The 25,083-nt window shown below is 28.5% G+C and carries 37 protein-coding genes and 1 tRNA gene; 11 read left to right on the top strand and 27 right to left on the bottom strand.

Going from position 1 to position 25,083, the window contains the following annotated elements:
- Positions 1-22: 22 nt before the first annotated feature.
- From HA144_RS05490 to HA144_RS05470, 5 genes are all read right to left on the bottom strand, one after another.
- Positions 23-283 (bottom strand): hypothetical protein, encoded by a 261-nt coding sequence (locus HA144_RS05490; protein ID WP_209043107.1) that lies wholly within the window; start codon positions 281-283, stop codon positions 23-25.
- 168 nt (positions 284-451) lie between these two features.
- Complete coding sequence (locus HA144_RS05485) at positions 452-1,168, bottom strand: MBL fold metallo-hydrolase (protein ID WP_209043106.1); 717 nt, start codon at positions 1,166-1,168, stop codon at positions 452-454.
- 65 nt (positions 1,169-1,233) lie between these two features.
- Positions 1,234-1,536, bottom strand: coding sequence for a hypothetical protein (locus tag HA144_RS05480; RefSeq protein WP_209043105.1), 303 nt, complete (start codon positions 1,534-1,536; stop codon positions 1,234-1,236).
- 42 nt (positions 1,537-1,578) lie between these two features.
- On the bottom strand, positions 1,579-1,764 hold the full coding sequence (locus HA144_RS05475; RefSeq protein WP_209043104.1) for a hypothetical protein: 186 nt from the start codon (positions 1,762-1,764) through the stop codon (positions 1,579-1,581).
- 108 nt (positions 1,765-1,872) lie between these two features.
- Positions 1,873-2,253: a DCC1-like thiol-disulfide oxidoreductase family protein gene (locus HA144_RS05470; protein WP_209043103.1), complete on the bottom strand. Its 381-nt coding sequence runs from the start codon at positions 2,251-2,253 to the stop codon at positions 1,873-1,875.
- A 206-nt stretch (positions 2,254-2,459) separates the two neighbouring features.
- Between HA144_RS05470 and HA144_RS05465 the strand changes: the two genes are divergently transcribed.
- Together HA144_RS05465 and HA144_RS05460 are read left to right on the top strand one after the other, a co-directional pair.
- Complete coding sequence (locus tag HA144_RS05465) at positions 2,460-2,597, top strand: hypothetical protein (protein ID WP_209043102.1); 138 nt, start codon at positions 2,460-2,462, stop codon at positions 2,595-2,597.
- Positions 2,598-2,702: 105 nt separating this feature from the next.
- On the top strand, positions 2,703-2,972 hold the full coding sequence (locus HA144_RS05460) for a hypothetical protein (RefSeq protein WP_209043101.1): 270 nt from the start codon (positions 2,703-2,705) through the stop codon (positions 2,970-2,972).
- Positions 2,973-3,394: 422 nt separating this feature from the next.
- Here the strand turns inward: HA144_RS05460 and HA144_RS05455 are convergent, their stop codons facing one another.
- From HA144_RS05455 to HA144_RS05440, 4 genes are all read right to left on the bottom strand, one after another.
- Positions 3,395-3,712 carry a DUF3303 domain-containing protein gene (locus HA144_RS05455; protein WP_209043100.1) on the bottom strand — a complete coding sequence of 106 codons (318 nt, stop codon included), beginning with the start codon at positions 3,710-3,712 and terminating at the stop codon, positions 3,395-3,397.
- Between the two features lie 95 nt (positions 3,713-3,807).
- The gene (locus HA144_RS05450) at positions 3,808-3,960 is read right to left on the bottom strand and encodes a hypothetical protein (protein ID WP_209043099.1); all 153 of its coding nucleotides are present in this window, start codon (positions 3,958-3,960) and stop codon (positions 3,808-3,810) included.
- A gap of 109 nt (positions 3,961-4,069) precedes the next feature.
- Positions 4,070-4,393 (bottom strand): hypothetical protein, encoded by a 324-nt coding sequence (locus HA144_RS05445; RefSeq protein ID WP_209043098.1) that lies wholly within the window; start codon positions 4,391-4,393, stop codon positions 4,070-4,072.
- Positions 4,394-4,867: a GNAT family N-acetyltransferase gene (locus HA144_RS05440; protein ID WP_209043097.1), complete on the bottom strand. Its 474-nt coding sequence runs from the start codon at positions 4,865-4,867 to the stop codon at positions 4,394-4,396.
- A 20-nt stretch (positions 4,868-4,887) separates the two neighbouring features.
- On the opposite strand from HA144_RS05440, the gene HA144_RS05435 reads away from it, so the two are divergent.
- Entirely contained in the window at positions 4,888-5,568 is a 681-nt protein-coding gene (locus HA144_RS05435) for a peptidase E (protein WP_209043096.1), read from the top strand.
- A gap of 20 nt (positions 5,569-5,588) precedes the next feature.
- Here the strand turns inward: HA144_RS05435 and HA144_RS05430 are convergent, their stop codons facing one another.
- On the bottom strand, positions 5,589-5,993 hold the full coding sequence (locus HA144_RS05430) for a hypothetical protein (protein WP_209043095.1): 405 nt from the start codon (positions 5,991-5,993) through the stop codon (positions 5,589-5,591).
- 162 nt (positions 5,994-6,155) lie between these two features.
- Here HA144_RS05430 and HA144_RS05425 point away from each other — a divergent pair, with 162 nt between their 5' ends.
- Genes HA144_RS05425 through HA144_RS05415 form a run of 3 tightly spaced genes read left to right on the top strand, consistent with a single transcriptional unit; the run spans position 6,156 to position 8,404 of the window.
- Entirely contained in the window at positions 6,156-6,389 is a 234-nt protein-coding gene (locus HA144_RS05425) for a hypothetical protein (RefSeq protein WP_209043094.1), read from the top strand.
- A 32-nt stretch (positions 6,390-6,421) separates the two neighbouring features.
- Complete coding sequence (locus tag HA144_RS05420; RefSeq protein ID WP_209043093.1) at positions 6,422-7,219, top strand: hypothetical protein; 798 nt, start codon at positions 6,422-6,424, stop codon at positions 7,217-7,219.
- Between the two features lie 27 nt (positions 7,220-7,246).
- Positions 7,247-8,404, top strand: coding sequence for an NAD(P)-binding protein (locus HA144_RS05415; protein WP_209043092.1), 1,158 nt, complete (start codon positions 7,247-7,249; stop codon positions 8,402-8,404).
- On the opposite strand, the gene HA144_RS05410 is transcribed toward HA144_RS05415, so the two are convergent.
- Positions 8,401-8,997: a uridine kinase family protein gene (locus tag HA144_RS05410; protein ID WP_209043091.1), complete on the bottom strand. Its 597-nt coding sequence runs from the start codon at positions 8,995-8,997 to the stop codon at positions 8,401-8,403. The genes HA144_RS05415 and HA144_RS05410 overlap by 4 nt on opposite strands.
- Before the next feature lie 279 nt (positions 8,998-9,276).
- Between HA144_RS05410 and HA144_RS05405 the strand changes: the two genes are divergently transcribed.
- Positions 9,277-9,597, top strand: coding sequence for a helix-hairpin-helix domain-containing protein (locus HA144_RS05405; protein ID WP_209043090.1), 321 nt, complete (start codon positions 9,277-9,279; stop codon positions 9,595-9,597).
- 70 nt (positions 9,598-9,667) lie between these two features.
- Here the strand turns inward: HA144_RS05405 and rpsU are convergent, their stop codons facing one another.
- The 6 genes from rpsU to HA144_RS05375 form a co-directional block, all read right to left on the bottom strand.
- A complete protein-coding gene (rpsU, locus tag HA144_RS05400; protein WP_011863032.1) occupies positions 9,668-9,844 on the bottom strand; it encodes a 30S ribosomal protein S21 in 177 nt (58 codons plus the stop codon).
- A gap of 75 nt (positions 9,845-9,919) precedes the next feature.
- Positions 9,920-10,384, bottom strand: coding sequence for a nucleoside 2-deoxyribosyltransferase (locus HA144_RS05395; RefSeq protein ID WP_209043089.1), 465 nt, complete (start codon positions 10,382-10,384; stop codon positions 9,920-9,922).
- Positions 10,381-10,776, bottom strand: coding sequence for a phosphoribosyltransferase (locus HA144_RS05390; protein ID WP_209043088.1), 396 nt, complete (start codon positions 10,774-10,776; stop codon positions 10,381-10,383). Before HA144_RS05390 ends, HA144_RS05395 begins: the two co-directional genes overlap by 4 nt.
- Position 10,777: 1 nt before the next feature.
- On the bottom strand, positions 10,778-10,963 hold the full coding sequence (locus HA144_RS05385) for a hypothetical protein (protein ID WP_209043087.1): 186 nt from the start codon (positions 10,961-10,963) through the stop codon (positions 10,778-10,780).
- Positions 10,964-11,046: 83 nt separating this feature from the next.
- The gene (locus tag HA144_RS05380) at positions 11,047-11,550 is read right to left on the bottom strand and encodes a josephin (protein ID WP_209043086.1); all 504 of its coding nucleotides are present in this window, start codon (positions 11,548-11,550) and stop codon (positions 11,047-11,049) included.
- Between the two features lie 225 nt (positions 11,551-11,775).
- Entirely contained in the window at positions 11,776-12,000 is a 225-nt protein-coding gene (locus HA144_RS05375; protein WP_209043085.1) for a hypothetical protein, read from the bottom strand.
- A 422-nt stretch (positions 12,001-12,422) separates the two neighbouring features.
- Here HA144_RS05375 and HA144_RS05365 point away from each other — a divergent pair, with 422 nt between their 5' ends.
- Entirely contained in the window at positions 12,423-12,824 is a 402-nt protein-coding gene (locus HA144_RS05365; protein ID WP_209043083.1) for a hypothetical protein, read from the top strand.
- Between the two features lie 299 nt (positions 12,825-13,123).
- Here HA144_RS05365 and HA144_RS05360 read toward each other — a convergent pair whose 3' ends face one another.
- Positions 13,124-13,465 carry an HNH endonuclease gene (locus HA144_RS05360; protein ID WP_209043082.1) on the bottom strand — a complete coding sequence of 114 codons (342 nt, stop codon included), beginning with the start codon at positions 13,463-13,465 and terminating at the stop codon, positions 13,124-13,126.
- A 137-nt stretch (positions 13,466-13,602) separates the two neighbouring features.
- Between HA144_RS05360 and HA144_RS05355 the strand changes: the two genes are divergently transcribed.
- Together HA144_RS05355 and HA144_RS05350 are read left to right on the top strand one after the other, a co-directional pair.
- A complete protein-coding gene (locus tag HA144_RS05355) occupies positions 13,603-14,415 on the top strand; it encodes a sulfite exporter TauE/SafE family protein (protein WP_209043081.1) in 813 nt (270 codons plus the stop codon).
- Between the two features lie 446 nt (positions 14,416-14,861).
- Positions 14,862-15,089 (top strand): hypothetical protein, encoded by a 228-nt coding sequence (locus HA144_RS05350; protein WP_209043080.1) that lies wholly within the window; start codon positions 14,862-14,864, stop codon positions 15,087-15,089.
- Positions 15,090-15,358: 269 nt separating this feature from the next.
- On the opposite strand, the gene HA144_RS05345 is transcribed toward HA144_RS05350, so the two are convergent.
- The 9 genes from HA144_RS05345 to HA144_RS05305 all read right to left on the bottom strand — a co-directional run bounded on the left by HA144_RS05345 (position 15,359) and on the right by HA144_RS05305 (position 21,544).
- Positions 15,359-16,153 carry an ABC transporter permease gene (locus HA144_RS05345; RefSeq protein ID WP_209043079.1) on the bottom strand — a complete coding sequence of 265 codons (795 nt, stop codon included), beginning with the start codon at positions 16,151-16,153 and terminating at the stop codon, positions 15,359-15,361.
- Positions 16,150-16,944, bottom strand: a complete 795-nt coding sequence (locus tag HA144_RS05340; protein ID WP_209043078.1) for an ABC transporter permease — start codon at positions 16,942-16,944, stop codon at positions 16,150-16,152. The genes HA144_RS05345 and HA144_RS05340 overlap by 4 nt, the downstream gene beginning before the upstream one ends.
- Positions 16,934-17,929: an ABC transporter ATP-binding protein gene (locus HA144_RS05335; protein ID WP_209043077.1), complete on the bottom strand. Its 996-nt coding sequence runs from the start codon at positions 17,927-17,929 to the stop codon at positions 16,934-16,936. Before HA144_RS05335 ends, HA144_RS05340 begins: the two co-directional genes overlap by 11 nt.
- Positions 17,930-18,008: 79 nt before the next feature.
- On the bottom strand, positions 18,009-18,398 hold the full coding sequence (gene petP / locus HA144_RS05330; RefSeq protein WP_209043076.1) for a cytochrome b6-f complex subunit PetP: 390 nt from the start codon (positions 18,396-18,398) through the stop codon (positions 18,009-18,011).
- A gap of 581 nt (positions 18,399-18,979) precedes the next feature.
- Positions 18,980-19,056, bottom strand: a tRNA-Met gene (locus HA144_RS05325).
- A gap of 45 nt (positions 19,057-19,101) precedes the next feature.
- Positions 19,102-20,067 (bottom strand): asparaginase, encoded by a 966-nt coding sequence (locus HA144_RS05320; RefSeq protein WP_209043075.1) that lies wholly within the window; start codon positions 20,065-20,067, stop codon positions 19,102-19,104.
- Positions 20,068-20,562, bottom strand: coding sequence for a CGLD27 family protein (locus tag HA144_RS05315; RefSeq protein WP_209043074.1), 495 nt, complete (start codon positions 20,560-20,562; stop codon positions 20,068-20,070).
- Between the two features lie 9 nt (positions 20,563-20,571).
- On the bottom strand, positions 20,572-20,916 hold the full coding sequence (gene rsfS / locus HA144_RS05310; protein WP_209043073.1) for a ribosome silencing factor: 345 nt from the start codon (positions 20,914-20,916) through the stop codon (positions 20,572-20,574).
- Positions 20,906-21,544: a DUF3318 domain-containing protein gene (locus HA144_RS05305; protein ID WP_209043072.1), complete on the bottom strand. Its 639-nt coding sequence runs from the start codon at positions 21,542-21,544 to the stop codon at positions 20,906-20,908. The genes rsfS and HA144_RS05305 overlap by 11 nt, the downstream gene beginning before the upstream one ends.
- A gap of 107 nt (positions 21,545-21,651) precedes the next feature.
- Between HA144_RS05305 and carB the strand changes: the two genes are divergently transcribed.
- Positions 21,652-24,948 (top strand): carbamoyl-phosphate synthase large subunit, encoded by a 3,297-nt coding sequence (gene carB / locus HA144_RS05300; RefSeq protein WP_209043071.1) that lies wholly within the window; start codon positions 21,652-21,654, stop codon positions 24,946-24,948.
- The last annotated feature ends 135 nt before the right edge of the window (positions 24,949-25,083 follow it).

Genomic DNA, 25,083 nt, shown 5'->3' with positions numbered 1-25,083 from the left:
GATAACTTGCTTGAATATAAGTTTACTTAATATCTTCTGACTCACAAAAATGTGTTTTAATTTCCCCAGAAGGAAGTAGTTCGTATAAAGAAGGATTATTAATATTTGGCGATCCGTCCTTATTAAATTGGTACCTCCAGTCCCATTTTTTATCTGTAAATGAAATGTAATCTTTCCTTAGAGAGTATGGGAGCATAAGCTTTTTTTTATTCCAATTAATATTTATAAATGCTCCTGGTTTTATTTCAGATATCTTATTAATTATTGTAAATTCACCATTCATATTATTTCTAATAACAAGATCAAGATTTGAATTATCACATAAATAATTAGTATTTAAAACTAATAAAATTATTGATGTAAAAAAAATTGAATGAATTTTATAGACTCCTTTTTAAATTTAAATTACATTGATTCCAATTTAGAAAATTGATAATTTCTTTGGATCAATTTAAATCATAATAGATTGCATACTCTCTAAATCTATAAGATTACAATTTAATTTTTCTTTATATTCCTTTACTGAAATAAATTTATTTAAAAAACCTGAATACTTTGCATCTCCACCAACTGTACTTGAAAGTATATATTTCGGATTAAATTTGTTTATCAATTTAGGTATTACATCTGCACCTTTTACAAAAGAACCTACTATGGGTAATTCTAAATTTTTTGTGGGAGTAATAACTGCATCAAGATTTTGTTTGTCTAAATTTTCATCAAGATAACCATGAGGTTCTATATAAAAACTGTTATCTTCATCGTCTCTAACAATATATCCGTTTTCTATCTGTGGTACTGGAGCCCCAGCAGTGGCTTCAAAACTTAAAGTAAATTGATGAGTTTTTTCAGTTGGCTTTAGAATTTTAATTGAACTAAAACCAATTTTTTCTAATATTTCATTAGCACTTCTTGGGCAGATTATGGGAATGTCCTTTCTAAACATTTCTAATGTAGGAATATGACAGTGGTCAGGTAAGCCTTGGGTTAACAAAATGATATCTATGTCTTTATCTATTGAAATTTCTTTTTCTAATGATCCTTTGAAAAACCATTCTCCTGGGGGAAATATTAAATCTCCCATAAGCCATGGATCAATTATTACATTGTTTCGCTTGAATTTAATAAACCAACCATTTGATCCGAGGTAGGTCGCTTCAAAAGTCATTATGACAAGATTATTTATCAAACTATAGAGTAATTTTAGCTTTATCGAGAAGTTGCTAAGATCGATTAGTTTGCTTCATTTAATATTTGAAATGACTTTCTTTTTAGATTAAATATTAAAACTTGATTTTCTTTACAACTAATTTTAAGATCCTCTTTTTCTAGCATTTGTATGGGTATAAGAGCTAATCCTCCTGTTCCAGAAAATATGATAGGCATGGTGTTATTTTTCTTGCCATTCATTTTTTGCAAGTCTATAGCTTGAGAAACTATTTTTTTAGCCTTATCGAATCCGTAATCCTCTATTAATTCAGACCATAAAAAATTAACTGATTCATATTTTGAAAACTCAATTTGTATTGTTTTCATTAAAAATTTAGAAATATAATGATTTATTTATAACGATTTAACTTAATTACTATTTTTAAACCTATCCATAACAAGTTGCAACATATCAACTACATCTCCATCCGTTAAATTTAAATCTTTCTTTAAATCATTGCATGTTAAATTCATTTCAAGTGCAGCCTCAGCCATATGATTAACTTTCTGGTTATTTCCGCCTAATGAAATAAAGGGGTTGAAGTTTTCTATCATTAATTATTCCTTGTTATTTTATAGTTTTAGCTAATAAATAATAAATTATCATTTATTTATACAGAAGCTTATAAATATGTTATTAATTTTTAAGAAATTATTTATTTTTCAAACTAGAGATGTTGGCACACCTTTTGATATTAATGCAAATCTTCTTGCTCTAACAAGTAACGGAAATAATACCTTTGTTCGTTTGGTTGATTTAAATACTTTAGAAAGCAATAAAAGTAAACTACTTGAAGGATTATTTATCTGTTTACAGATTGTATTTATTGCTTCTGCCCCATGAAAGATCTCATTATTTTTAAGGAGAATAGCACCTTTATCCAAGTCATAACCTTTATCTATTAGGGAGTTAATTAGTGGTATATTTTTACGACCATCAAGAATTTTAATATTAGTTATTTTGCTTTTAATTTCTAGGAGCTCTGCAAAATGATTGCAAAAGGGACATTCTCCATCATAAATAAAGGTATAGTTTGCAGTCATTGGGAAAAACAGTGTTAATTGTCTTAAAGTACACCAGCAAAATGGTAGTTATCCTTAGATAATAAAATAAACAATAAATATTTTGTGGATGCTTACTAAAGGGATTTACCAAGAAGATATTCATAATTACAAAGAAATGTCTCAATATAGGTATATTTTTCACAAAAATCTGTATGCTTACTCGGAGATATTATGTTTTTAAAATCATGCATTTATTAGCTTCTTTTGCTTTAGGTGGTTTCAATCCTTGGGCAGCAGGCTTCGGGATTGGTTCTTTAGTCCTATTTGGCCTTGTTGGTCTTGTCGCAGGACCAAATCTTAAGAATTTTGATCCTGATGCATAAATCATCAAATTAAATTTAGATTTAAAAAGACTCATTAGAGTCTTTTTTTATGCGATTTTAATAATTTATTTTTAGAATAGATCATAATTATATTCTGATAAAGAAATGTTGTTAAATCCTTTTTATCCACTCACTTTTTTGAAAATTTCTTCTCTTAAAGCTACTATTATTTTTCTATCAATTCTTCTAATAAAATCAAACTTGCTTAGATTGAAAGGTGGTCTAATAGGAGGACTTTTTGCTTTGATACTTATAGCAGGAATGTTAGCCTCTAGTTCTATCGCTTTAGGATCTTTATTTTATGCTTTTAGAACAAAGAAGAAATTTAATAATGGTGATAATCAAATGCAGGATTTAGAAACTATAAATGTTTAGATTATTTTAGTGAATTTAATCTAATTGGATTACTTAAAATGGGGTCCCAGGAACAAAGTGCAATATTAAAAAACCAAAACCTGCAGCAAAAACTATTGATACTGCAATAATTAGAAGTCCTGATGCCATTCCTCCTTCGTTAAATGCCATATAGAAAGTTATTTTAAATTAATAATAGAACATATTTGTTACCAAGTAATGGTTCAAATTACTTAATAATCATCCAAATTTATTGTTAATGGTTAATAAGAGTAAAAAGATAGATGTTAAAGAGATGATAAAACCAAAAATTATTAATGGCTTGGATTTAACGTTTTCTTCTTTCTTAGGCGTACTTTTTGAGGAAGTTGAATTTTTTTCTTTTCTTTTAAGAAGAAGATTGGGAAAAGGTTTAATCACGATGAAGTTTAGATTTAAGCTTATTACCCTAAAGTTTTGAACAAATCTTTATGGTAATCAACAACATTTTGACAACTTATTACGGGCGTAAATTCCATATGAATGCCGAATTTCGCTCTCCATGGGGCAAAATGCTCAAATATTTCTTTATCACTATATGCCTTACATAAGCAAACTACCCTCCCCTCTCCTGGCGCATGAACTCTAAATAACATCTCAAATTTGTCTGTTTTATCTGATTTTGCCATTTCTCCATTTTCCCATGTTTCAACAAATAATTGATAGGCCTTAACTTGATTCTCAATATCTGGGAATTGGCAGTCAGCAAGAAATAGTTGCATTGGATAATTTAAAATATTATTTCCTATTATCCTTCAAAAACTTATTTATTTATCAGACTGTCTGAATTTGAAGATTAGAAAAGTAATATCTTTACCTAAATAAAGTGAGAAGAAATAGTCTCTAGAAATTTACCAATATCTTTTTTATATAAACTATCAGTGATTTTCAAAGAGAATGATTCATAATCGTTTATTTCTTTTTCTTCATTATCAAAATTAATATTTCCCTTTAGTAAAATATTTTTCATGATTTTAAATATCACTAATTAAAATTTATACAAATTTGATTAAAAGGCAAATTTCTTTACATTATGTTTTTATAAAAAAAATTTTCAAAACAATCAGAGAATAATCTATTTAAAAGTTAAATAATTTTCCTAAGATATATAAGAAAATATTTGTTAGGGATAAAATTACTGTAATTAAAGATGCAATAACGGGTAATAAATTAAACCACAAATGTGAAGTTGTCATTGTTGAATCAATAGGTAAGAAATTTGTTCTTTTCTTTATTCTTATTTGTAGCCAGAAAATAGATAATGGATAAATAATTCTCGAAAAAGTAATTAAAAAAGGATATAGAGAACCTTCTTTTGAATAAAGGATAAACCCGGCAAAAAAATATAAAGTCCAAACTAATATTCTTTGAATTAGTATTATCCCCTTGCTTTTTTTAGACATTTAATAATCCAATCTTATAATCTTAATCATTTTATATCTTTCAAAAAAAATGTTATTTATAATTATTTTTTCTTTACGAATAATTTCCCATTCATTCTTAAGAAATAATTGATAACTTATCATGCTTGCTTCCGTTGAAAGATAATCCAAACCTTCTTTCTTAGCTTCATCTTCTATTTTCTGAAGTAACTGAGAACCGTAGCCTTTTCTCTGAAATTTACCTTTACAGTAAAATAAAGAAATTCTATTAATGGGGTACCTTATTGCAAAAGCGATAATTTCGCCTTCCTTACTAAATAGCCATCCTTTTCCTTGATTTATTGACTTATCAAAATTTAGATTATTCCAAGCTTGGCTTGACCAAGCCCTTTTTTGTTCTTGAGTATATATAGTTTCATCTAATGACTGTATTGAGTCAAAATAAACCTTCTTTAATTCAAGTTGATCTTCAATGGTAATTTGTCTTAAATTCATTAATAAATAATTTATTTAAAATGCATAGTAAAAATATAGTCGCAATTGGGGGAGGAGGGTTTGGACGCTCTTTAGGCTCTCTTGAAATAGAAAAATTTATAATTTCTTTAATTAGTAAAAAAAGACCAAAAATTTGTTTTATCCCCACTGCATCTGGTGACAGTAGTTCGTATAAACTAAATTTTTATAGAGCTTTTTCAAAACTAGATTGCATAACAAGTCATATTGATTTTTTCTCTAGAACAGAAAACTTAGAAGATAAAGTTTTAACACAGGACATAATTTATGTAGGAGGAGGAAATACAAAAAGTATGTTAGCGGTTTGGAAAGAATGGAATTTACATAAAATCTTGCAAAATGCTTACGAAAAGGGCATTGTAATGAGTGGTGTAAGTGCTGGAGCTATTTGTTGGTTTAGTAAGGGAATTACTGATTCTTTTGCTAAAGAATTGACTATTATGGATTGTCTGGGAATAGTTGATGGCATTGCTTGTCCGCATTTCGATGAGGAAAAAGAGAGAGAACCTTATGTTAATGATGTTATTAACAGAGAAATCATAAAATCTTGTATTTGTATTGAAGGTAATTGTGCTTTGCACATCAAAAATGATATTGAATATTCCTCAATAGATTTTGGTAATGGTAAAAAATGTTTTAAAGTATTTAAAGAAAATAATAAATTAAAGAAACAAATCCTTTAAAAAATATTTATACATAAATTTTAGATTTCTTCATTCTTTGAGATAGAAGTAAATTCAATTCCTTTGTACTTTACAAATGATGCAGTCCATACTTCTTTGGAAAGATTGCCAAGGTATTTCAAGAATTGTTGTGTATCTCCATCTCTTATCCATTCAGATTTGATAAATGGAAGCTCTTTTTGCATCCTTTTTGGATGCATATGTACCAAAAGTAATCCTTTATCTTCAGAGGCTCTTTTCAATGCACCTTCATCACTCCTTTGAAAAACTCTTAGTAGAAGATTTAAAATAACCTCTTCTCCAAGTTTTTTAAAATTTTCTGGTTCTTCTAAATTATCTTTGATTTCTTTTCCTCCAAGAGGCATTGCTCTAACAAGGTTTTGCTCTATTAATGCTACTGCAATTAAATAATCTTGGCTTGCCATATTAAAAAAATTACTTTTTGATATTCTAACCTCTAGAGTTCATCAAAATCTTTTGTGGTTTAATGATTTGCCTAAATAATAAAAAATTAAGAATCTATCTCATAATAAACTTGTGTGTATTTTGTGAATTTCTATTATTTAAACATACCAAGTATTTTAAATATGAGATCTTTTTTGCTTTTATTTTCAGGGATTTTTGCAGGTTTTTATTTCTCCTGGCCTGGGATAGTAATTCCTAAGAACTGGAAATGTTTCAATGATGTTATTGTAAAATCTGCAGAGGATAAGATTTCTATAAAAGCAATATTAGAGATTTCACCAAGTTATTTAATTAAGAGTAAGAAAAAAAATAGGTTCTCAAAAATAAGAATCGTAGCAGATGCATGTTTTCGTTAAGATATTTTTAAATAACTTATGTGCATTTATTGATGATTAATAATTTAAGGTTTGAATTATCATTTAAAAATATTTCTCAATTAGAAAATAAACTTAATTTCTGTAAGTTGCATAAAATAAAAGATATCAATATTCCTTGCAAGGGGTCAATTAAGAAGGAATTATTTAATTCAACTATTAAATATATATCCACAAATTACCAAGAATTTAATGTAACTTATCATTATAGTCTTTTTCACCAATACTCTAAAAATCAGGAAAAATCATATCAAGATTTTTTAAATTTTTTAAAAAAGTCTGATTCAAATAGAAATTATGAAATTCTTCTTGTATCAGGTTCAATTAAGAAAAAAAACTTTGATGTAATAAATGTTTTAAGTAATTTAAAAAAAGAAAAAAATTTTAAAATTAAATTAGGTATTGCTTATAATCCATACTTGAAGAAATACTATTGTGTGAATTCAGAAAGAGAAAGTTTCGATAAGAAAATTTCTTCGGAATTAATAAATTCAATTTGGTTTCAATATGGGACAGATATTAAAGTACTCCAAAATGAAGTTTCATATCTTAAGAAAGCTGTAAAAATTGAAAAATTAAATCTATTTGGAAGTTTATTAATTCCCTCAAAACAGTTTATAGGAAGGTTTAAATTCCGTCCTTGGAAAGGGGTTCATATTTCTGAAAAATTCTTATATTCTTTAGATGATTTTTATGAATTTACAAGAGATTTAGTTCGTTTTTATAAAAATAATAACATCACTCCTGTTATTGAAACTGATTTTACATCTACAGAAAAACTTGATTCTGTCTATAGTTTCTTTGGAAAATGAAAAATAATTACTATCAATTTAAAATTTATGAAAAATAACTTTACCTACGACTTATTAATAATAGGTGGAGGAATATCTGCCTGTGTTTTCGCATCAAAGTATCTTAAAAGTAACGATACAAAAAAAATTGCATTAATTGAGGTTGGTCGTGGACTAGGAGGGAGGGCGAGTACAAGAATAAGTAAAAGATTTAAAGAATGGGAACTAAACCATGGAGCTCCAAATTTAAATATATTAAATAATAAAAATAATATTTTACTAAAAAATTATATTGATCAATTATTAGAAAATAAATTTATTAAAGTAGATGACTCAGAGTTGGTTGCTCTTGGTAAGGCTTCTAATTCAGAAGCCAATAAAAATTCTAAATTTACTTGCGGTATTAATTATATTTCTTTATTTTCTATGAGAAAATTATCAAAAAAGATAATAGATTTTTATGATTTAAAGGAGAAAATTGATTTCTATTTTAAAACTTTAATAGTTGATTTGAGTTTTAATAATAATGAATGGATATTAATATCTAAAAATGGAGATAAATTTAAATCTAAATATCTTATTTGTTCAACTAATTTATTATCACATAAAAGGTCATTGAAAATATTAGGCATAAATCAAATTCCATTAAGAACTGCTATTCCTATAAAAAAAGATAAAAAAATTGATTCACTTTTAAGTTTTTTAGATAAACAATCATTTATCCCTAGGTTGACTTTTTTAATTTATACAGATGAAAACTATAGCTATAAAGATTTTTATTCTAAAAAAAATAGGTATTTTTATTTAAAAAAAAATCTTGAAAAAAAATATAAATTTGAAAGAGTTATTTTTCAGCTTCAAGATAACAAGAAATTGGGTATTGTAGTACATTCAAAAAATATAGATTTTATTAATTCTTATATAAATGAAAAAGATGAGGATTTATTTAAACAAAAAATATTTGCAAATTTCAATAAATTATTCGAGGGTAATTCTTCTATAAATCAATTAACTTGCAATGAAAAAATCTCAATTATGAAATGGAGAGCATCACAACCTTCTGGACGTGCTGTACCATTATCTTTCCAATTTAGTAGAAAACATAGAATTGGATTTTGTGGAGATTGGTTTGAAGGCGAAGGATTTGGTAGGATTGAAGGCTCAATTTTAAGTGCTTTATTATTAGTTGAAAAACTTAAGACTTAACTAAATATTTTTTTTAGTATGTTATCAAAATCAGTGTTTTTTGTAATAATGAATTTTTTTATATTTTTTTTCATACTTTTATTTTTGAATTTCTTGTAATAAATATCCCATGATTTTAGGAAATCATTTTTAGCTTGATTCTTGGCCTTTCCCCTTTCTTCAAAATCCCTTTGGCTAACTCTTTTCATACACTCATTTTTATTGATATTTAATTCTAAAAAAATATAATTTTGATTACTTAATGTGCTTGAGAATTCTCTAGCAAAAATACCTTCAATAATTAAGAAATTAATATTATTTGTTTCTTTTAAGGAATTACTTATTGTTTTTTTCTGAAAATTATAAGAACGCTCATTTAATGAATTTCCATTCTCAATAATGTAATTAAAATCTTTTTTAAATAGTTCGTAATCAAAACTAATACTTCTATCAAAATAACCTTTTATTAATTTCGAGAATAATTTACTTATTAGGCCTGTTTTATAGTAGTTGTCTGTACTTAAAACAAGACCATTTTTAATTTTTACTTGTATTTCTTTTGATAAGGTTGTTTTACCGCTACCTGAAGGACCACTTATAAATATGAGCTTCATTTTCTGTGTTACGCGCTCTATTAATATTCTAAGTTTACTTTTAGTAATTTCTTGGAATCTTGGAAAGTAAATTTATTTTTATTTTCTTAAAATTTTTAGAGGAACGTAAAAAACCTTGCAATGGCTTATAAGCTTGCATAAATATTAAATATGTGTCTTTATATAAATGTAAATAAATTAATTTCATTCAATTTATCTATAGTTCTGTTATTGATTTCCCTAGGAACTTAATAATATATGTAAATTGAAGATCTAATTTTATTACTCATATATTTTGCAATGATTTCTAAATTTTTAAGTAAACTAAAATCGATTCTATTTAAAAGTTCAGTATCTTCTGAAACTCCTTTAAAGAGCGAGAAAAAAACAACTAAGTCTTCAAAAGCTTCAAAAACAAAAACTAAAGCAAAAAAAGTTAATTCAAAAAAAAATATTGAAACTTTAACTAAACTTCCTGGCGTTGGTGAAAAAAGTGCTAAAGCTTTGTATGAAGCTGGATTTAAAACAACTAAAGCAGTTATAGCTGCAGATGAAAAAGACCTTCTTGCTGTTACAGGAGTAGGAATAAATCTTGTTAAAAAGCTAAAAAAACTTAAATAATCTAAGTTTTATTTTTTAAATATATTATGAATAATTAAAAGTCGTTATTTCTTTATAAATATAGTTAGAACTATCTTCTTCTTGCTTTTCTTCTTTGTTGCAGTTTTCTTTTATATTTTTCAACAGGTGTTTCGTGATGCCTAAGTCTTTTTAAATCTGCAAATATTCCAGATTTAGATACCTGTCTTTTAAATCTTCTAAGGGCGGATTCAATACCCTCATTTTCTCCAACTGTAACTTGTGTCAAAATTTTTTAAATAAAATTCATTCTAACATCTTATTAGAGTATTTTAAATTAAAAACTTCAACTTAAAGGTTTTGGTTAATTTGGTTTTTTTGCCCATTCAACAAATCCTTTTTTATTACTTTTTATCTCTTCTAAAGATTCAAAAAAATATTTTTCCCAGTTATCCCTAGGAAGCCCTATAAATAACATTAGATTTAATGGGTATTGATTGTTATCAGAACAATTTCTAAAATCATCCCTGAATAAAAAGATTTCCTTTTTTAGAGCAATCGCAATGCCTAATTCAATCATTACACCTTCATCTGGAGGAGTCCCATTAACAATTGCAAAAATGCCATCACATTCTTTTAAGTCATGGAAATTACTTCTTGCTAGGTCATACGCCCATTCATTTTCTTTTTTTATTATGTTTTTCGTTCTCTCAAAAGGTTCATAAACTTCTATATTTAATTTATTAAAAATATTAATAAATTCATATAAAAGTTTTTTGGTTTGTTTTGAAAACCCATATGGATTTGCAAAATATAATTTCTTTTTCAAATCAAACCTCTTTTTTTAGTGTAATCATTGCGGTCATTTTTTATATTTAAAATGTTTTCCCATGGAAAAACTATCCATTCTTTTTTTTCTGATATATGTACAGTATTCCACCATTTAGGTTGAACTTTACTAAACAATACAAAAAACGTAGCTCCTTCAATATCTTTCAAGGTGTTTAATGTGATACCAGTTTCGTAGATATCATCTACTATTAGTGAATTCTTTATTGGTTCTGAAATCAAATTTATTTTTAATTTGTGGCTTAATGCAACAGCAAGGCATAAACCACCACGAGGAACTCCATAGATGCCAGAAAACTCTAATAATTTGCATTTATTTGCTATGTGTTCCACGCTCTCGTCAAAATCGCTCCATGTAAAATAACTTATCATCTTAATTATTGCTTTTATCAGCTTTAGTTGCGTAATTTGAGGCGATTACACTTAAAAGTGCTACTACCTGCTCATTAGGGCAATTAGTATTTTTCTTTAAAATTTCACATTCTCTTATTATGTTGGCATAAGTATCCTCCACAATCCCATTCATTTGATCGTTATTAAAAGAATATGGCTTATTCATTTTAAATTCATAAATAATTTTTATTTTTACTTAAATATCCTTCGAAGTAAATATTTTGAAATATTGAATAATTAAACATATAGTTATTTCCACATTGGTTTATTTGGCTTTTCAAAGTTGAATAAATTTGGTTCATATGTATGTAGATTTTCTACTTTTATAGCCCATTTTCTTGAGTTGCCTTTTAAGCTCTCGCTTTTAATTAGGTTCGTTAGGGAAATTCTTTGTCTAACTTTAAGAAGACCAAAACAAGTTTCCCAGGCTTCTTTATTTTTGTATACCTCTAACCAAAAATCAAAAATATTTTCCAGTAGATCAAGTGGGATATCAAAAGAAATTCCAATAGAAGGCCTTTCAATTTGATGGTTTTTATTTCTTATTTCATTGAATAAATTATTTATGTTTAAATTAATAGCGAGTAGGATTTCTTTAGCTGATTCATTTCCTATTAATTCTTTTCTATGGCAATCTAAAAGTTTTTTATCCTCAAGAATATTTTCATTACAATTTTTGACTCCCACAATCCAAAAACCTTCACCGTTCTTTACTCCACTTGCAAGAAATAGATATTTAGGTGAATCCTTCAAAATTTCAAATCATCTATTCATTTTTAACATTAAATGTTAATTGTGAAAATACTTTATTGTTGTGAAAATATCGATATGAAGCCCAAGGGAAAAAGTTACTTGCTAAAATGAAAGTTTAAATATAAATGTTTGACTTAAAGGAACTTCGTTTAATGTTTTTTGATCCTACAGATTTGATAATCAACAAAATAAATAAAATCCTTATAAATAATAAAACAATAAAATTTATTTTTTCTTAGGAAATAATTTCCCAATTTTCTCTTGCTGTAAAGACTCCTTTTTCGTTCTTATTTTTCTATCTTCTAATGATTCTTTATTGGTGCTAACAGCATAAATAATATAAAAAATCATGCCAGTAAATACTAATCCTAAAAAAAGGATTATTATTCCTACAGGTTCACTAGGACTAAAAACTTTGAGGTCTAGTGTTGATTTTAGAGCAATTATCATCAATAAAGTTATTCCTTTAAAGGCTTTTATTGAAATCTAATTGATTTCTTCGTATCCAAAGAAAGTAGTATTGTCTGAATTCTTGTATCCATTTGCAGCTTCCTGAGCGTTCTGAGCGTCAATTTTTCGAGCCTTGGCATGGATCATGTTGAATGGAAAAATTACAGCTCCCACAAAGAAATGGAGGATTAAAAAGTCAGACGGCAATCCGTTTGTCCAGTCAGGAAAAAATAGCAATGTCATCAAAGTTTCGTACATATAAGTAGTTCAATTAAGCACTTGAATATTATTACTGAACTTATCGTAATTCTATTAGTTTTTAATAAATTGAAATTTAATCATGATTTTAAGAATTATGAGATTAAATTGAAAAGAGATTTAAAAAAAACTAAAATCTCTATGAGAGTATTGATTTTTAGCTATTGTTAAAGTTCTTTTTAAGTTTATTATTTTTTATAGTTTATTTGTTAAGTCCTCCTCCAGGGTTAGCTTTTGATAAGTCTGACCCGAGTGTTAGTTTGCTACAGAATAGGATCTCTAATAATTTTTCGAGGAAATACTGTAAAGCTATACAAAATGGTTTTTCTAAAGATGAAGCAATGAAATTCGCTATAGTAAAAACAGAAAATATTATATCTTTTTCTTATAATCCGCAAAAAAAATGGATTGAGATAAATGACTTGGCTAATCAAATTTCATTACGGGTAGTAAATGATTGTGGATGGTCATTTGGATTAATAGGAAAGGAGGGAGTTGATTATTTTAAATCATACTTTCTAGAAATTTATCAAAAAACTACTCCCGATAGGAATTTTTCTAGATAAATTAATCTTATGAATAATATTTCGGACAAATTAGTAATGACTATAATCTTGATTACTATTCTTTTTGTATTTAGCTTGATTTTTTCAGTAAAATCCCCAGAAAGAAAGGTTATAGATTCTCCAATAATGTGGAAAGATGATTTCTCAAATATTGTTACTTTCGAGAGCAATAAAATAAATTCCGAAAGAAAAATAATAATTTAAATAAACTAGATAATTTTACGCAAATAGGAAATAAATTTAAGCCAAATGTAAAAAAAAATATTTTTTAGAAGATTTAATCAATTTTAATTTCTTTTTTAATCTGTGTAGTTTAAAAGAACTGAGGCTAATCTTAAGTCATTATTAAACCATGCTCTTATAGCCATAGCCCTTCTAGGATCATAAAAGTTTTGTCTTCTGTACCAACTAAGAACTTCCGAATCTGATTTCTTACCGTTACACGATAAACAACATGGTACACAATTACTTGTAATGCTTGAACCTCCTTTTGACATTGGATGAAGGTGATCTAGTGACTCTGATGGCTTACCACAATAAATGCATTTATATTTAGTAACTTTATGAAGTGACTCTCTCCAACTTTTATTACTTATCTTGGGACAAAGTTGATCAAGGTAAATTGCATCTTGTCTATGCATAATATTCTTGATAATTTTTTTTGATAATAACAGTTTTTATATAACTATGATTGAGAAAGAGTAGATAAAACTGGTTAAGCCGTATATTTCTTTTTAAAGTAATAATATTCAATAATTAATAAGTATATATTGATTCTATGCTCCATTTGTTAACAACATTAGTAAATAGTTTTGATTATTCTTTTTATAAAAGTATTTATATATTTTTTCTATCCTTCTTTTCTAACACTTTTTCAGCAATTTCAGGAGGTGGAGCAGGATTAATCCAATTACCAGCATTGATTTTATTTGGTGTTCCTTATTATCAGGCTTTGGCTAGTCATAAATTAGCAACAGTAGCATTAGGGCTCGGCGGTTCATTAAGAAATTACAAATCTCTAAAAAATGATATTTTTATCGCTTGGCAAGTTTTAATTTTTGGATTACCTGGAGTAATTTTTGGAGCATCTTTTGTTGAATTTATATCAGAACAATATTTATACCTATTGTTAGGACTAATATCAATTTTTTTAGCATTCTACTCATTTTTTAGATCAGATTTAGGATTATCTTCTGGGAGTAATAAACTTAATTTAATTTATAAAATTAGATTTTTATTTTTTATTTTCCTTATAGGTATCTTAAATGGTTCTATTTCTTCAGGAACTGGATTGTTGGTAACAATACTTTTGATAAAAACCTATGGGATGGATTTTCTTCGTGCTATAAGTTTGACATTCTTTACCGTGGGCATTTTTTGGAATTTTACTGGGGCAGTTTTTTTGAGTAAAATAGGGCCCGTTAATTCAAATTTAATAATATTTTTGATAGTTGGTTCTTTTACTGGAGGATATCTCGGAGCTCATTTATCAAAATTAAAAGGAAATACATTAGTCAAAAAAACTTTTACATTAGTCTGTCTTCTCGTTGGCATTACTTTACTTATGAAATCAATAGTAGGTTTTTTATGATTTAGTTAATTGTGAATACTAATAAGGTCGTGGTCAAAAAAAGACCAAATGCAGCAGTAACAGTTAATAAAGATAAATCCATTCTTTTTATTTATAATCTTAAGTTTTAAAGAATTACTTGATGTATTAAACAATACTTTTAAGTTGAAACCTTATTAAATAAAAAAAGCCCTCACATTTGTGGGGCCGGGTGATGGGGAACCTTATTTTTAGACCAATTTCTTAAAAATTGCAACCCCCTATCTGTAGCGCAGTTTATATTGTGCCAAAACACTACCGATAGTGCTTTAGTAATTTTTATCTTTTTATGTCTTGAAAATCTGAAATGATTTTGTATTTTTATAATGTACAAATAAAAATCCATTTGAATTATTTTTTGCAATTAAACTTGTTAAAAATTTGACACATTGTATTATTCGTAAGAACTTCGTTAGTTAAAAGCTTTAATGATTGAATTAACATTACTAACTCTTTTGAACTATGTTGGAGATAATTTTTGTGAATATAGGAATGTAGGTCATGACAATTATAAATCTTTACTTCTTTCCTATAGTGATGCAAGTAATAAATTTGGACCATTAGAAGTTAAAAAGGTTATTGAGAAGTCAGAAAACTTTAAAGTTACAGCCGTTGCGATAGCTGCAATGAAATGCCCTCAACATATAGTTAAGTAATGAAGTTTGAATTAAAAACTGAAAATCATAATTATTCAAGGTCATTTTCTCAAATATTTAAGATTCTTTTTATACTCGCCCTATTAATTTTATTTTGTGATGTCGCACTCAAATTAGGAATAATTTCAAGATACTATCAAATTGAGTACAAATGTAGGGTTTTGGCTTTTAAAAAATCTGATTCTAATTTCAAGAATTTATCGAGGCTCTCTAAGTTAAAAAGTAAACAAAGAATTTGGGAATTTTGTAGGGAGGTTATCAAATAATATTTAGCTTGATGCTGATGAATAGAATTTTAATGCAAATAACCAGAACTTTCTTGAACAAAATAGAAACACAAATGTAATAATAATTTCAAGGAATATGGACCATAGTTGATAAAGACCTAGGAAAACTTCAGAAGGGATTGTCGTTATAAATGCAATAGGAATGAAAACACTAAAAAATATTCTTATTGAAAATGAAAATGAGTTCAAAGGAAATCTTCCAATGTAAAGGAATGATCTCAATACTTCTGTGGCATTCCATGTCTTTACAAACCAAATAGTAGTTGTAGAGATAAAAAACCAAAGACTGTATAAAATGCAAATTGAGCAGATAATCGTAATCAAACATAAAGCAAGAAAAATTAAATTTACATTTATTTGATTGATTTTGACGCAGTACATCAATAGGCAAAATCCAAGCATTATTTCTAAAAAGCCTGATGGGTTTATTTTTTTTAAGGAGATAAAAAATTGACTATCTATAGGTTTTAAGAGTACGAAATCTAAGGTTCCTTCCCTTACGTGCTTAACTATTTCTGCAAGATTTGGATTGAACCATGTATTAGTTATTCCATTCAAAATTGTATAAATACCTTGAATTATTAATGCCTGTTTAAATTCCCAGCCTCCAATATTGCCAGTATTTTGAAAGAAAATAGATAATAAAAAAATACTGCCTATTAAACTTAAAATTGCTGTAATTAAATCAATTAATATATTTGTTTTATATTCCAATTCAGAAGCAAATGAAGTATGTAAGAAATTTCTATAGATTTTTAAATATTTTCTTAAATTCATGATCCCATAGCAGTATATTTTTTTGTTCCTCTAGACCAAATTTTTCTAAATACTGGAAAAAGTAAAAAAATCCATATTATTTGCATAATAAAACCTCCGCTAATATTTGTTGGATTACCTGATAATAAATTTGCAGGAAAATCTATTAGATATGGAAAGGGAGTCACATAAATCCAAGATTTAACATATTCCGGAAAAGAAACGACTGGAGCTAAAAGACCTGATAGAAATAAAGTCGGGATAAATAACAATCTTTCGAATGATGATGCTTTTTCAGTCCAGAAGCATAGACATGCGACTATTGACTGGATTAAAAATTGGATTAAGAAAGACAAGAAAGTTGATATTATCGATAAGAATAAAATACCCAAATTTGGAATCCATATACTTTCCGGATTAAAAATAAAAAAGAATAATGCTATTATTAGAGCAAACGGGAATCTTGTTATTTGTTCAGCAAGATGTTGTGCCAAATACCTGAAGAATGGATTTAAAGGCTGTATTAGATATGGTGATATTTTACCCATAAGGGAATCTTCTTCAAAGCTAAATACAACCCAAACCACAGAAAACTGTCTTACAAAAAAAGCACACAAGAAATACCTGGAAAGCATAATATCATTAATGTTTATGGATTCATTAAGGCCGTTGTTTGTCCATATGTTTAACATAAAAAATGGAATGACCCCTGAAATTGCCCATAATGCAATCTCTACCCTATATTCCAACATGTTTGAATATTGGACCTTTAACAAGGTGAAAATTTTACGGTTAACTAAGTTAAATTTCATAATCATTTTTAATTAATATTTCCCCAATAATTTCATCTATAGGTGGTTCATTTATATAAAGGTCCTCAATATCAAAATTATTTAGAATGGTTTTCAGTGAACGTGTAATAGACTTATTTTCTACTTTTATTGTGATTTCATTATTTGTTCTATTCTTTACATCAAAACCTGAATTTCTTAATTGAATTGCATCTTCTTCTGAGCGACAAACTATAATTATTTCTTTAATAGGGGATAGTTTTTTTAATAATTGATCTAATTTCCCATCATATGAGATTGATCCGTTGTGAACACATATTACTCTCTCGCATAGAGATGTAATATCTTTCATATAGTGGCTTGTTAGGCATATCGTTGCATTAGTTTCTTTATTGTATTTTTGAAGGAAGTTTCTTAAATTCCTCTGTGCATTAACATCTAAACCTAGTGTTGGCTCGTCTAAAAATAGAATATTTGGTTCATGTATCAAAGCCGCTAGTAATTCTGACTTCATACGTTGACCTAGAGATAATTTTCTAACAGGTATAAATAGCTCATCATCAATCTCAAGCATGTTTGATAATTTTTTTATTCTTTTCTCTGCCTCGAACTTATCTAAATCATAGATTGATGCATTTAAATAAAATGATTCAATTGGTGGAAGATCCCAAATAAGTTGTTGTTTTTGACCCATTATAAGGGTGATATTTTTCAGGAAATTTTCTTTTCTCCTGTGAGGGATGTGCCCTGAGACTAAAATTGAACCTTCACTGGGATAAATTAAACCACAAAGCATTTTTAATATTGTTGTTTTCCCAGCTCCATTAGCACCTAGGAAACCTACAATTTCTCCTTCTTTTATTTTTAAACTTATATTTTTGATAACTCTTAAGCTTTTAGTTTGTCTTCTAAAAAAATGTTTAATTGTGCCTTTTAACCCTGGGTCTTTAGAAGAAATATCAAAAGACTTCGATAAATTTCTGACTTCGATAATATTTTGTATCATTTCAGTTTTCTTATTTTTTAAAGTTTTTATTTAATTTTATTATCGAATTATTACTATCTTAGAAGTTTTTATTAATGATTTAAAAAATATCCTTAATCGAAACAACTAACCAGAGAAAAAAGTTAATTGGATTAAGTAACTCACTAACCTTAATATTATTTTGATATTTAAATCTTCCTAAAGTTTCAAATATTAGATTATTGTCCGCCTTTGTTTTATAAGTTTTTTTTATTACATTGCCATTCTCGTCTAGGAGATCAATTTCATCTTCAAAGAACCATTGCTCTTTCCCGTTATGTAACTTTAAAACAACACCAATGCCTTTCCCATCAGTTATTCTGAAATCACAAATCTTACCTACTGAAGATATATCTATTGCCTCAATAATTTCCTTACTAAGTATATCTTTAGATAGTTTCAAACTTACTTGAACAGAATCCCCTATCTTAGCCTTGTCTAAAATTGACATTTTTTTAGGTTATTATACCTACTCATGTGAGGATTATGTGTTAATACTTAAAAAATTATTTATTTAAGTATTTTTGAATATAGATTCAAGAACCTTTTTCATTGTAATTGTTAATAATCTCAAGAATACAAAAAATAACCCTAACCACCCTAAAATAATTGCTAAAGATAGCAAGCTTGAACCTAGATCACGCTGTAATAAATTCTGCATAAATTTCTATTTCATTGATGTCACTTTAGTTTAAAAACTTACTTATTAAACAAGGCAAAAGGATAAATTCAAATTGTTTTTATAAGTTCATATTTATTAGGTTATTTATATAGAAATGATTTATGAGCTAAAGTTATTAATATAAACTTAATTAAATATTTTGGATCTATCATTGAACTCTTACATTGGGATAATTTTTATAATTATTGGTCTAGTAGTGAGAATTGATTTTAAATTTTCAATGCAAAAGGATCTCTAATTAATTTTAATGAGAACCTTTTGTATGATACGAAATTCTATCTTTTTAGGAAATCTTATTAATTTCTGAACTATATTTAAAACTAAAAAAGCAGCTGTTAGCTGCTATCGAATGGTGGCGGGGGGGAGATTTGAACTTCCGACCTTCGGGTTATGAGCCCGACGAGCTACCAGACTGCTCTACCCCGCGACATATACATAGCATACATCTGAAAGGGTTCTTTTTTCTGTTTTTTTAGGATTCTTGGAATTTTAATTGACCTTGCACTTCAATTCGTACTCCTTCAGAAAAATTAAACACCTTTTCTTCAATGTCTTGAATTCTTAATTCAGATATCCATTCTAACTGTTTTAATAAGTGAAGACTAACAGCATGCTTTGCTCTTTTTGATCCGTCTTCTACTTTTAATGCCAGTCCTATCCCTTCATTCACCTTGCATAGACACTGTATACCTTCTGCGCCACCTTTACCTATGACTTGCCCATGAGAAGCCTTAATTATTTCAGTATCAAATTTATTGTTGTCACTAATCATAATTGGGTTGGTTGTCATAGCTCTACTAATTTGCTCTAATTCTGCATTATCGGAACTGCTTAATAGTGAATATAACTTAGACATTTCTATTAGTTTCAAATAAAGAGTTGGTGCACCACAATCGTCCCGCTCAGCGTTTATTTCAGATAAGGGAATTTCAAGTAATTCAGAAACAATTCTGAATATTTCGATTTGAAGTGGATGATCACCTTTTAAGTAACTTTCTATTGGCCAATTTAACTTTTTACATGTAGCTAGAAAAGCAGCATGTTTACCTGAGCAATTATGTTCTAATGGGCTTGACTTTAATTTTGGGCATTTCAAATTATGAATGTCGATGTCGTATTCCCATAAAATTTTGAATGCTTCCCTTGAATGAATTTTAGAACCACTATGTGAACCGCATGCTAGTGCAATTGATTTTGAAGCATTATTGATTTTTGATGCTGCTCCACTACTAACAAAAGGTATTGCTTGAAAAGGTTTTAATGCTGATCTTATGAAACTTTTATATTCTGGATTTCCTGCACACATTAAAACACGCCCTTTTTTGTCGCTGATAACAGCATGAATTTTATGTATTGATTCAATATTTGAACCTCTAATTAATATTGCTCTTAAAGGAGGATTGTTTGATGTATAAAGGTTTTTGAAGTTTGAACTCATTTATAAATTTTTATATTGGAAAAGTAAAATTCCTGATAAAGCTAAGACTGAAATAATAGAAAAAATTTGAATTAAATTTTTCAGAATAGGTTTTACCTCAATTGAGGCAATAAGTGATTCTTTTTCTTTTAAGATTAATGGCTTTACCCATACTTGACCGTCATACCAGCCAGATTCTTCGTATTCAATTCTTTCAGAAGTTAATCTTTTAAAAACATGATTCCAACCAAGATATAACTTTATTGAAATTAATAAAGGTATTGATAGGCTCGTAAAGAAACTTAAAAGAATATATTTTAAAATTGATTCTTTGAAATATATACTTCCAGAAGAAATAACAAGAAATAAAAGAAAAGCTCCTATCCAGAATTTAATTAATACGAGAATAAGTGATTTTTTAGTTTTTGGCCAAGAAAAAATTTTAGATTTTGATAATTCAATAAATTCATTTGTGGGTTGTTGCTCTTTAGGAACAGGGCATTTAGATTCGTTCATAAATGATAATTATGGAAATGTAAGATCATCTCCATTACTCCAAAATGATTCAAGATCATAAAATTTTCTAATTTCAGGTTGAAAAATATTCACAATCAAATCACCATAATCAAGTAGAGCCCATTTAGCCTCGCTAACTCCTTCTTTTCTTATTGGTTCTATTTTTGCCTTTTCTCTCAACTCTCCTTCCACAGAGTTAGTTATAGATCTAACCTGAACATCAGATAATCCCTCTGCAATCAATATCCATTCGCTTATGAAAGAGACTTTATCAATTTGGATAAGTTTTATATCTTTAGCTTTTTTTTCGTCACAAGCTTTTGCTGCCATCAAAACCAAACGTTTATTGTCCATATATATTTTCGCTTGAGACTGATTTTTCTGAACCTTCTTGCTGAGATAATTCCGCTCTAGCTTTTTCAGCACTTTTTCGTAAAGCATCTAGCCTATCCTCAAAGAAACTCCTTTTTTTCTTTTTTCTAGTTTTCTCAATTAACTCTTTTAGTGCTCCTCCAAGACTTTTATAAGCATTTGGGATACTGTATCCAAATCTACAAGCAAGATCTATAGCTCTTTCATCAGCAAAGATAGCATCTTGGAGTTTCTTTTCAGAATTATTCTTAATGTACAGTCTATAACCGGCAAAACTTGATAACCCAAGCGCTAGCAATAAAAGTAACCCATCTTGTACCCACAACTCCCCTATTGCCCCTCCAAGTCCAATAGCAAGAGCAGCCATTTCCCAACCATCTCTTGGTATTGTGTCATTTTGAATTTTCCCTACTTCGTGCCAGAATAGTAGATTCCTATGGTCAATAGCAAAGTTATCCCATTCATCTAAATCTATTTGTATTTCTACTTCGTCACGACCAATTTCCTCAAGTGTTATTAAAGGGGGATCAATCGCGGCAGCGGCTTCAATAAATACCCAACTTTCATTCTCCGGAGGCAACAAACTTTTAAGTCGTTGAAGTTCGCTCATAAAAAATTAATTTCTTTCAATACTATAGAAACAAATGTTGCTTTTCAAGTAACTTGATTAACATCTGATGATTTATAAGTAGCATTAAATAAACGAAGGTTTAAATTATGCCTCAAAGAGGTGATCTTAATAAAATTCTGATTCTAGGTTCAGGTCCGATCGTTATAGGTCAAGCTTGCGAATTTGATTACTCTGGAACTCAAGCTTGCAAAGCCTTAAGAAAAGCTGGTTATGAGATTATCTTGATAAATTCAAATCCAGCATCGATAATGACTGATCCTGAGATTGCAAGCAAAACATATATTGAACCATTAACTCCTGAAATAGTTTCTCAGATAATCTTAAAAGAAAAACCTAATGCCATTCTACCCACGATGGGAGGTCAAACTGCATTGAATCTGGCTGTTAAATTGTCAGAATCAAATTTCTTGAAAAAAAATAACGTTGAACTAATAGGTGCTGATTTAAGGGCTATTAATAAGGCTGAGGATAGAAAATTATTTAAAGAATCGATGGAAAAAATAAATGTAAATGTATGCCCATCTGGGATAGCCTCTAATTTAACTGAAGCAAAAGACGTATCAAAAAAAATTAATTCCTATCCTCTTATAATAAGGCCAGCATTTACTTTAGGTGGTGTTGGAGGTGGAATTGCATATAACCTTGAAGAATTTGTTGAATTGTGTAATACAGGTTTAGAGGAAAGTCCAAGTAATCAAATATTGATTGAAAAATCACTTATTGGATGGAAAGAATTTGAATTAGAGGTCATGAGAGACACTGCAGATAACGTAGTAATAGTTTGCAGTATTGAAAATTTAGATCCAATGGGTGTCCACACTGGAGATTCGATTACCGTAGCTCCTGCACAGACCTTAACAGATAAGGAATATCAGAGATTGAGAGACTTATCATTGAAAATTATTAGAGAAGTGGGAGTTGAAACTGGAGGTAGTAATATCCAATTCGCAATAAATCCAGCTAATGGTGAAGTAATAGTTATAGAAATGAATCCTCGTGTTAGCAGATCCTCTGCTTTGGCAAGTAAAGCAACTGGATTTCCAATCGCCAAGATTGCAGCTTTATTATCTGTTGGCTTTACACTTGATGAGATTATCAACGACATAACAAAAAAAACACCTGCATGTTTTGAACCATCAATTGATTATGTCGTTACCAAAATTCCTAGGTTTGCCTTTGAAAAGTTTAAAGGGTCATCAAATACATTAAGTACTGCCATGAAATCAGTCGGTGAGTCAATGGCGATCGGTCGTTCTTTTGAAGAATCATTTCAGAAAGCATTAAGATCATTAGAAGTGGATATATATGGATGGGAATGTGATTCAATCGAGGATACTAATAACGAGAATGACTTACAAAATAGTTTAAGAAATCCTACATCTGAAAGAATTCTCATTATTAAAAAAGCAATGCAACTTGGGAAAACTAATTCTTTTATCCATAAAGTTACAAATATAGATTTATGGTTTATTGAAAAATTACGAAATATCTATGATTTTGAATATGAATTTTTGAGAGAAAAAGATCTCTTTAGTCTAGATAGAGATTTGATGCTACATGCTAAACAATTAGGCTTTTCAGATCAACAGATTGCTAATTTAACAAGTTCTGAATTTTTTGAAGTAAGAAGATACAGAAAAAAATTGAATGTTCTACCAATTTATAAAACTGTTGATACTTGTTCAGCAGAATTTTCATCTTCAACACCCTATCATTATTCAACTTACGAAGAGCCATTTATTAATTTTAATTCAAAAGTTTTTGATAGCGAAATTTTAAAAAATAGTGCATCAAAAAAAATTATGATTTTAGGAGGAGGTCCAAACAGAATTGGACAGGGAATAGAATTTGATTACTGTTGTTGTCATGCATCATATCAAGCCTCCACAAATGGTTACCAAACAATAATGGTTAATAGTAACCCTGAAACTGTATCAACAGATTATGATACTAGTGATATTTTATATTTTGAGCCTGTAACTTTGGAAGATGTGCTCAATATAATAGAAGTTGAAAATCCATATGGCTTGATTGTTCAATTTGGAGGTCAAACTCCTTTGAAGTTGTCATTACCTTTATTTGAGTGGCTAAAATCTAATGATGGAGCTAAAACTGGATCGAAAATTCTTGGTACTTCGCCAATCTCAATCAATTTAGCAGAAGATAGAGAGGAATTTACAAAAATACTTAACGAATTAAATATAAGGCAACCCTTAAACGGAATAGCTCGCAATCATAATGAAGCTAGATTGGTGGCAAAAAATATTGGATTCCCTTTGGTAGTTAGACCCTCTTATGTTTTAGGTGGTAGAGCAATGGAAATAGTTAAGGATGAGAATGAATTGTCGAGATATATCTCTGAGGCAGTAAAGGTATCTCCTGATCATCCAATCCTTCTTGATCAATATTTGAATAATGCTATTGAGATAGACGTGGATGCTTTATGTGATTCAGAAGGTTCCGTTGTAATCGCAGGCTTAATGGAACATGTTGAACCTGCAGGAATTCACTCTGGAGATTCAGCATGCTGTTTACCCTCAATTTCTTTAACAAAATCTACTCTAGATGTTGTAAAAAATTGGACTAAATTAATTGCAAAAAGACTAAATGTTGTTGGTTTGATTAATTTGCAATTTGCAGTGACAAATTTAAATAATAAAAGAAACGAACTATTTATTTTAGAGGCAAATCCAAGAGCTTCAAGAACTGTCCCATTTGTCTCAAAAGCTATTGGTAAACCAGTTGCAAAAATAGCCACACAATTAATGCAAGGCTTTACATTAAAAGATGTTAATTTTACAGAAGAATTTATTCCGAAATATCAGGCAGTAAAAGAAGCTGTTTTGCCTTTCAAAAGATTTCCCGGATCTGATACACTTCTTGGTCCGGAAATGAAATCTACCGGAGAAGTAATGGGTTTAGCTAAAGATTTTGGAATTGCTTATGCTAAGTCAGAATTAGCAGCAGGAAATGGTGTCCCTTCTGAAGGAGTAGCTTTTTTGTCTACAAATGATTTAGATAAAAATAATCTAGAAGAAATTGCCAAAGAGTTATTAATTTTAGGCTTTAAATTAATTGCAACGAAAGGTACTGCTTCATATTTGGTTGATTTAGGCATTCAAGTTGAAGAAGTGCTTAAAGTACATGAAGGCAGACCAAATATTGAGGATCTAATTCGTTCGGGACTTGTTCAATTAATAATAAATACTCCAATAGGATCTCAAGCACTACATGACGACGCATATTTAAGACGCGCGGCTTTAGAATATAATATTCCTACTTTTACAACCATTCCTGGTGCCAAGGCTGCTATCAAAGCAATTAAATCATTGCGCAGTAATGAAATTGATACTTACTCCCTACAAGAAATCCATGATTATTAAAAAATTTATTCTACGGTTTTTTATTTTTTCCTAAAATTGACTTGCTGAATAGTTTAGAATTATTGAAAGAAATCTCAATTTAAATTGGTAAATTTTATATTAAGTTACTGCCTAGGTAATTCTTATTTGGATTCT

This window comes from Prochlorococcus marinus XMU1404, from assembly GCF_017696175.1.
GTDB classification, from domain to species: domain Bacteria; phylum Cyanobacteriota; class Cyanobacteriia; order PCC-6307; family Cyanobiaceae; genus Prochlorococcus_A; species Prochlorococcus_A marinus_X.
The sequence above is the reverse complement of the archived record's forward strand: the minus strand, read 5'-3'. Positions and strand labels throughout refer to the sequence as shown.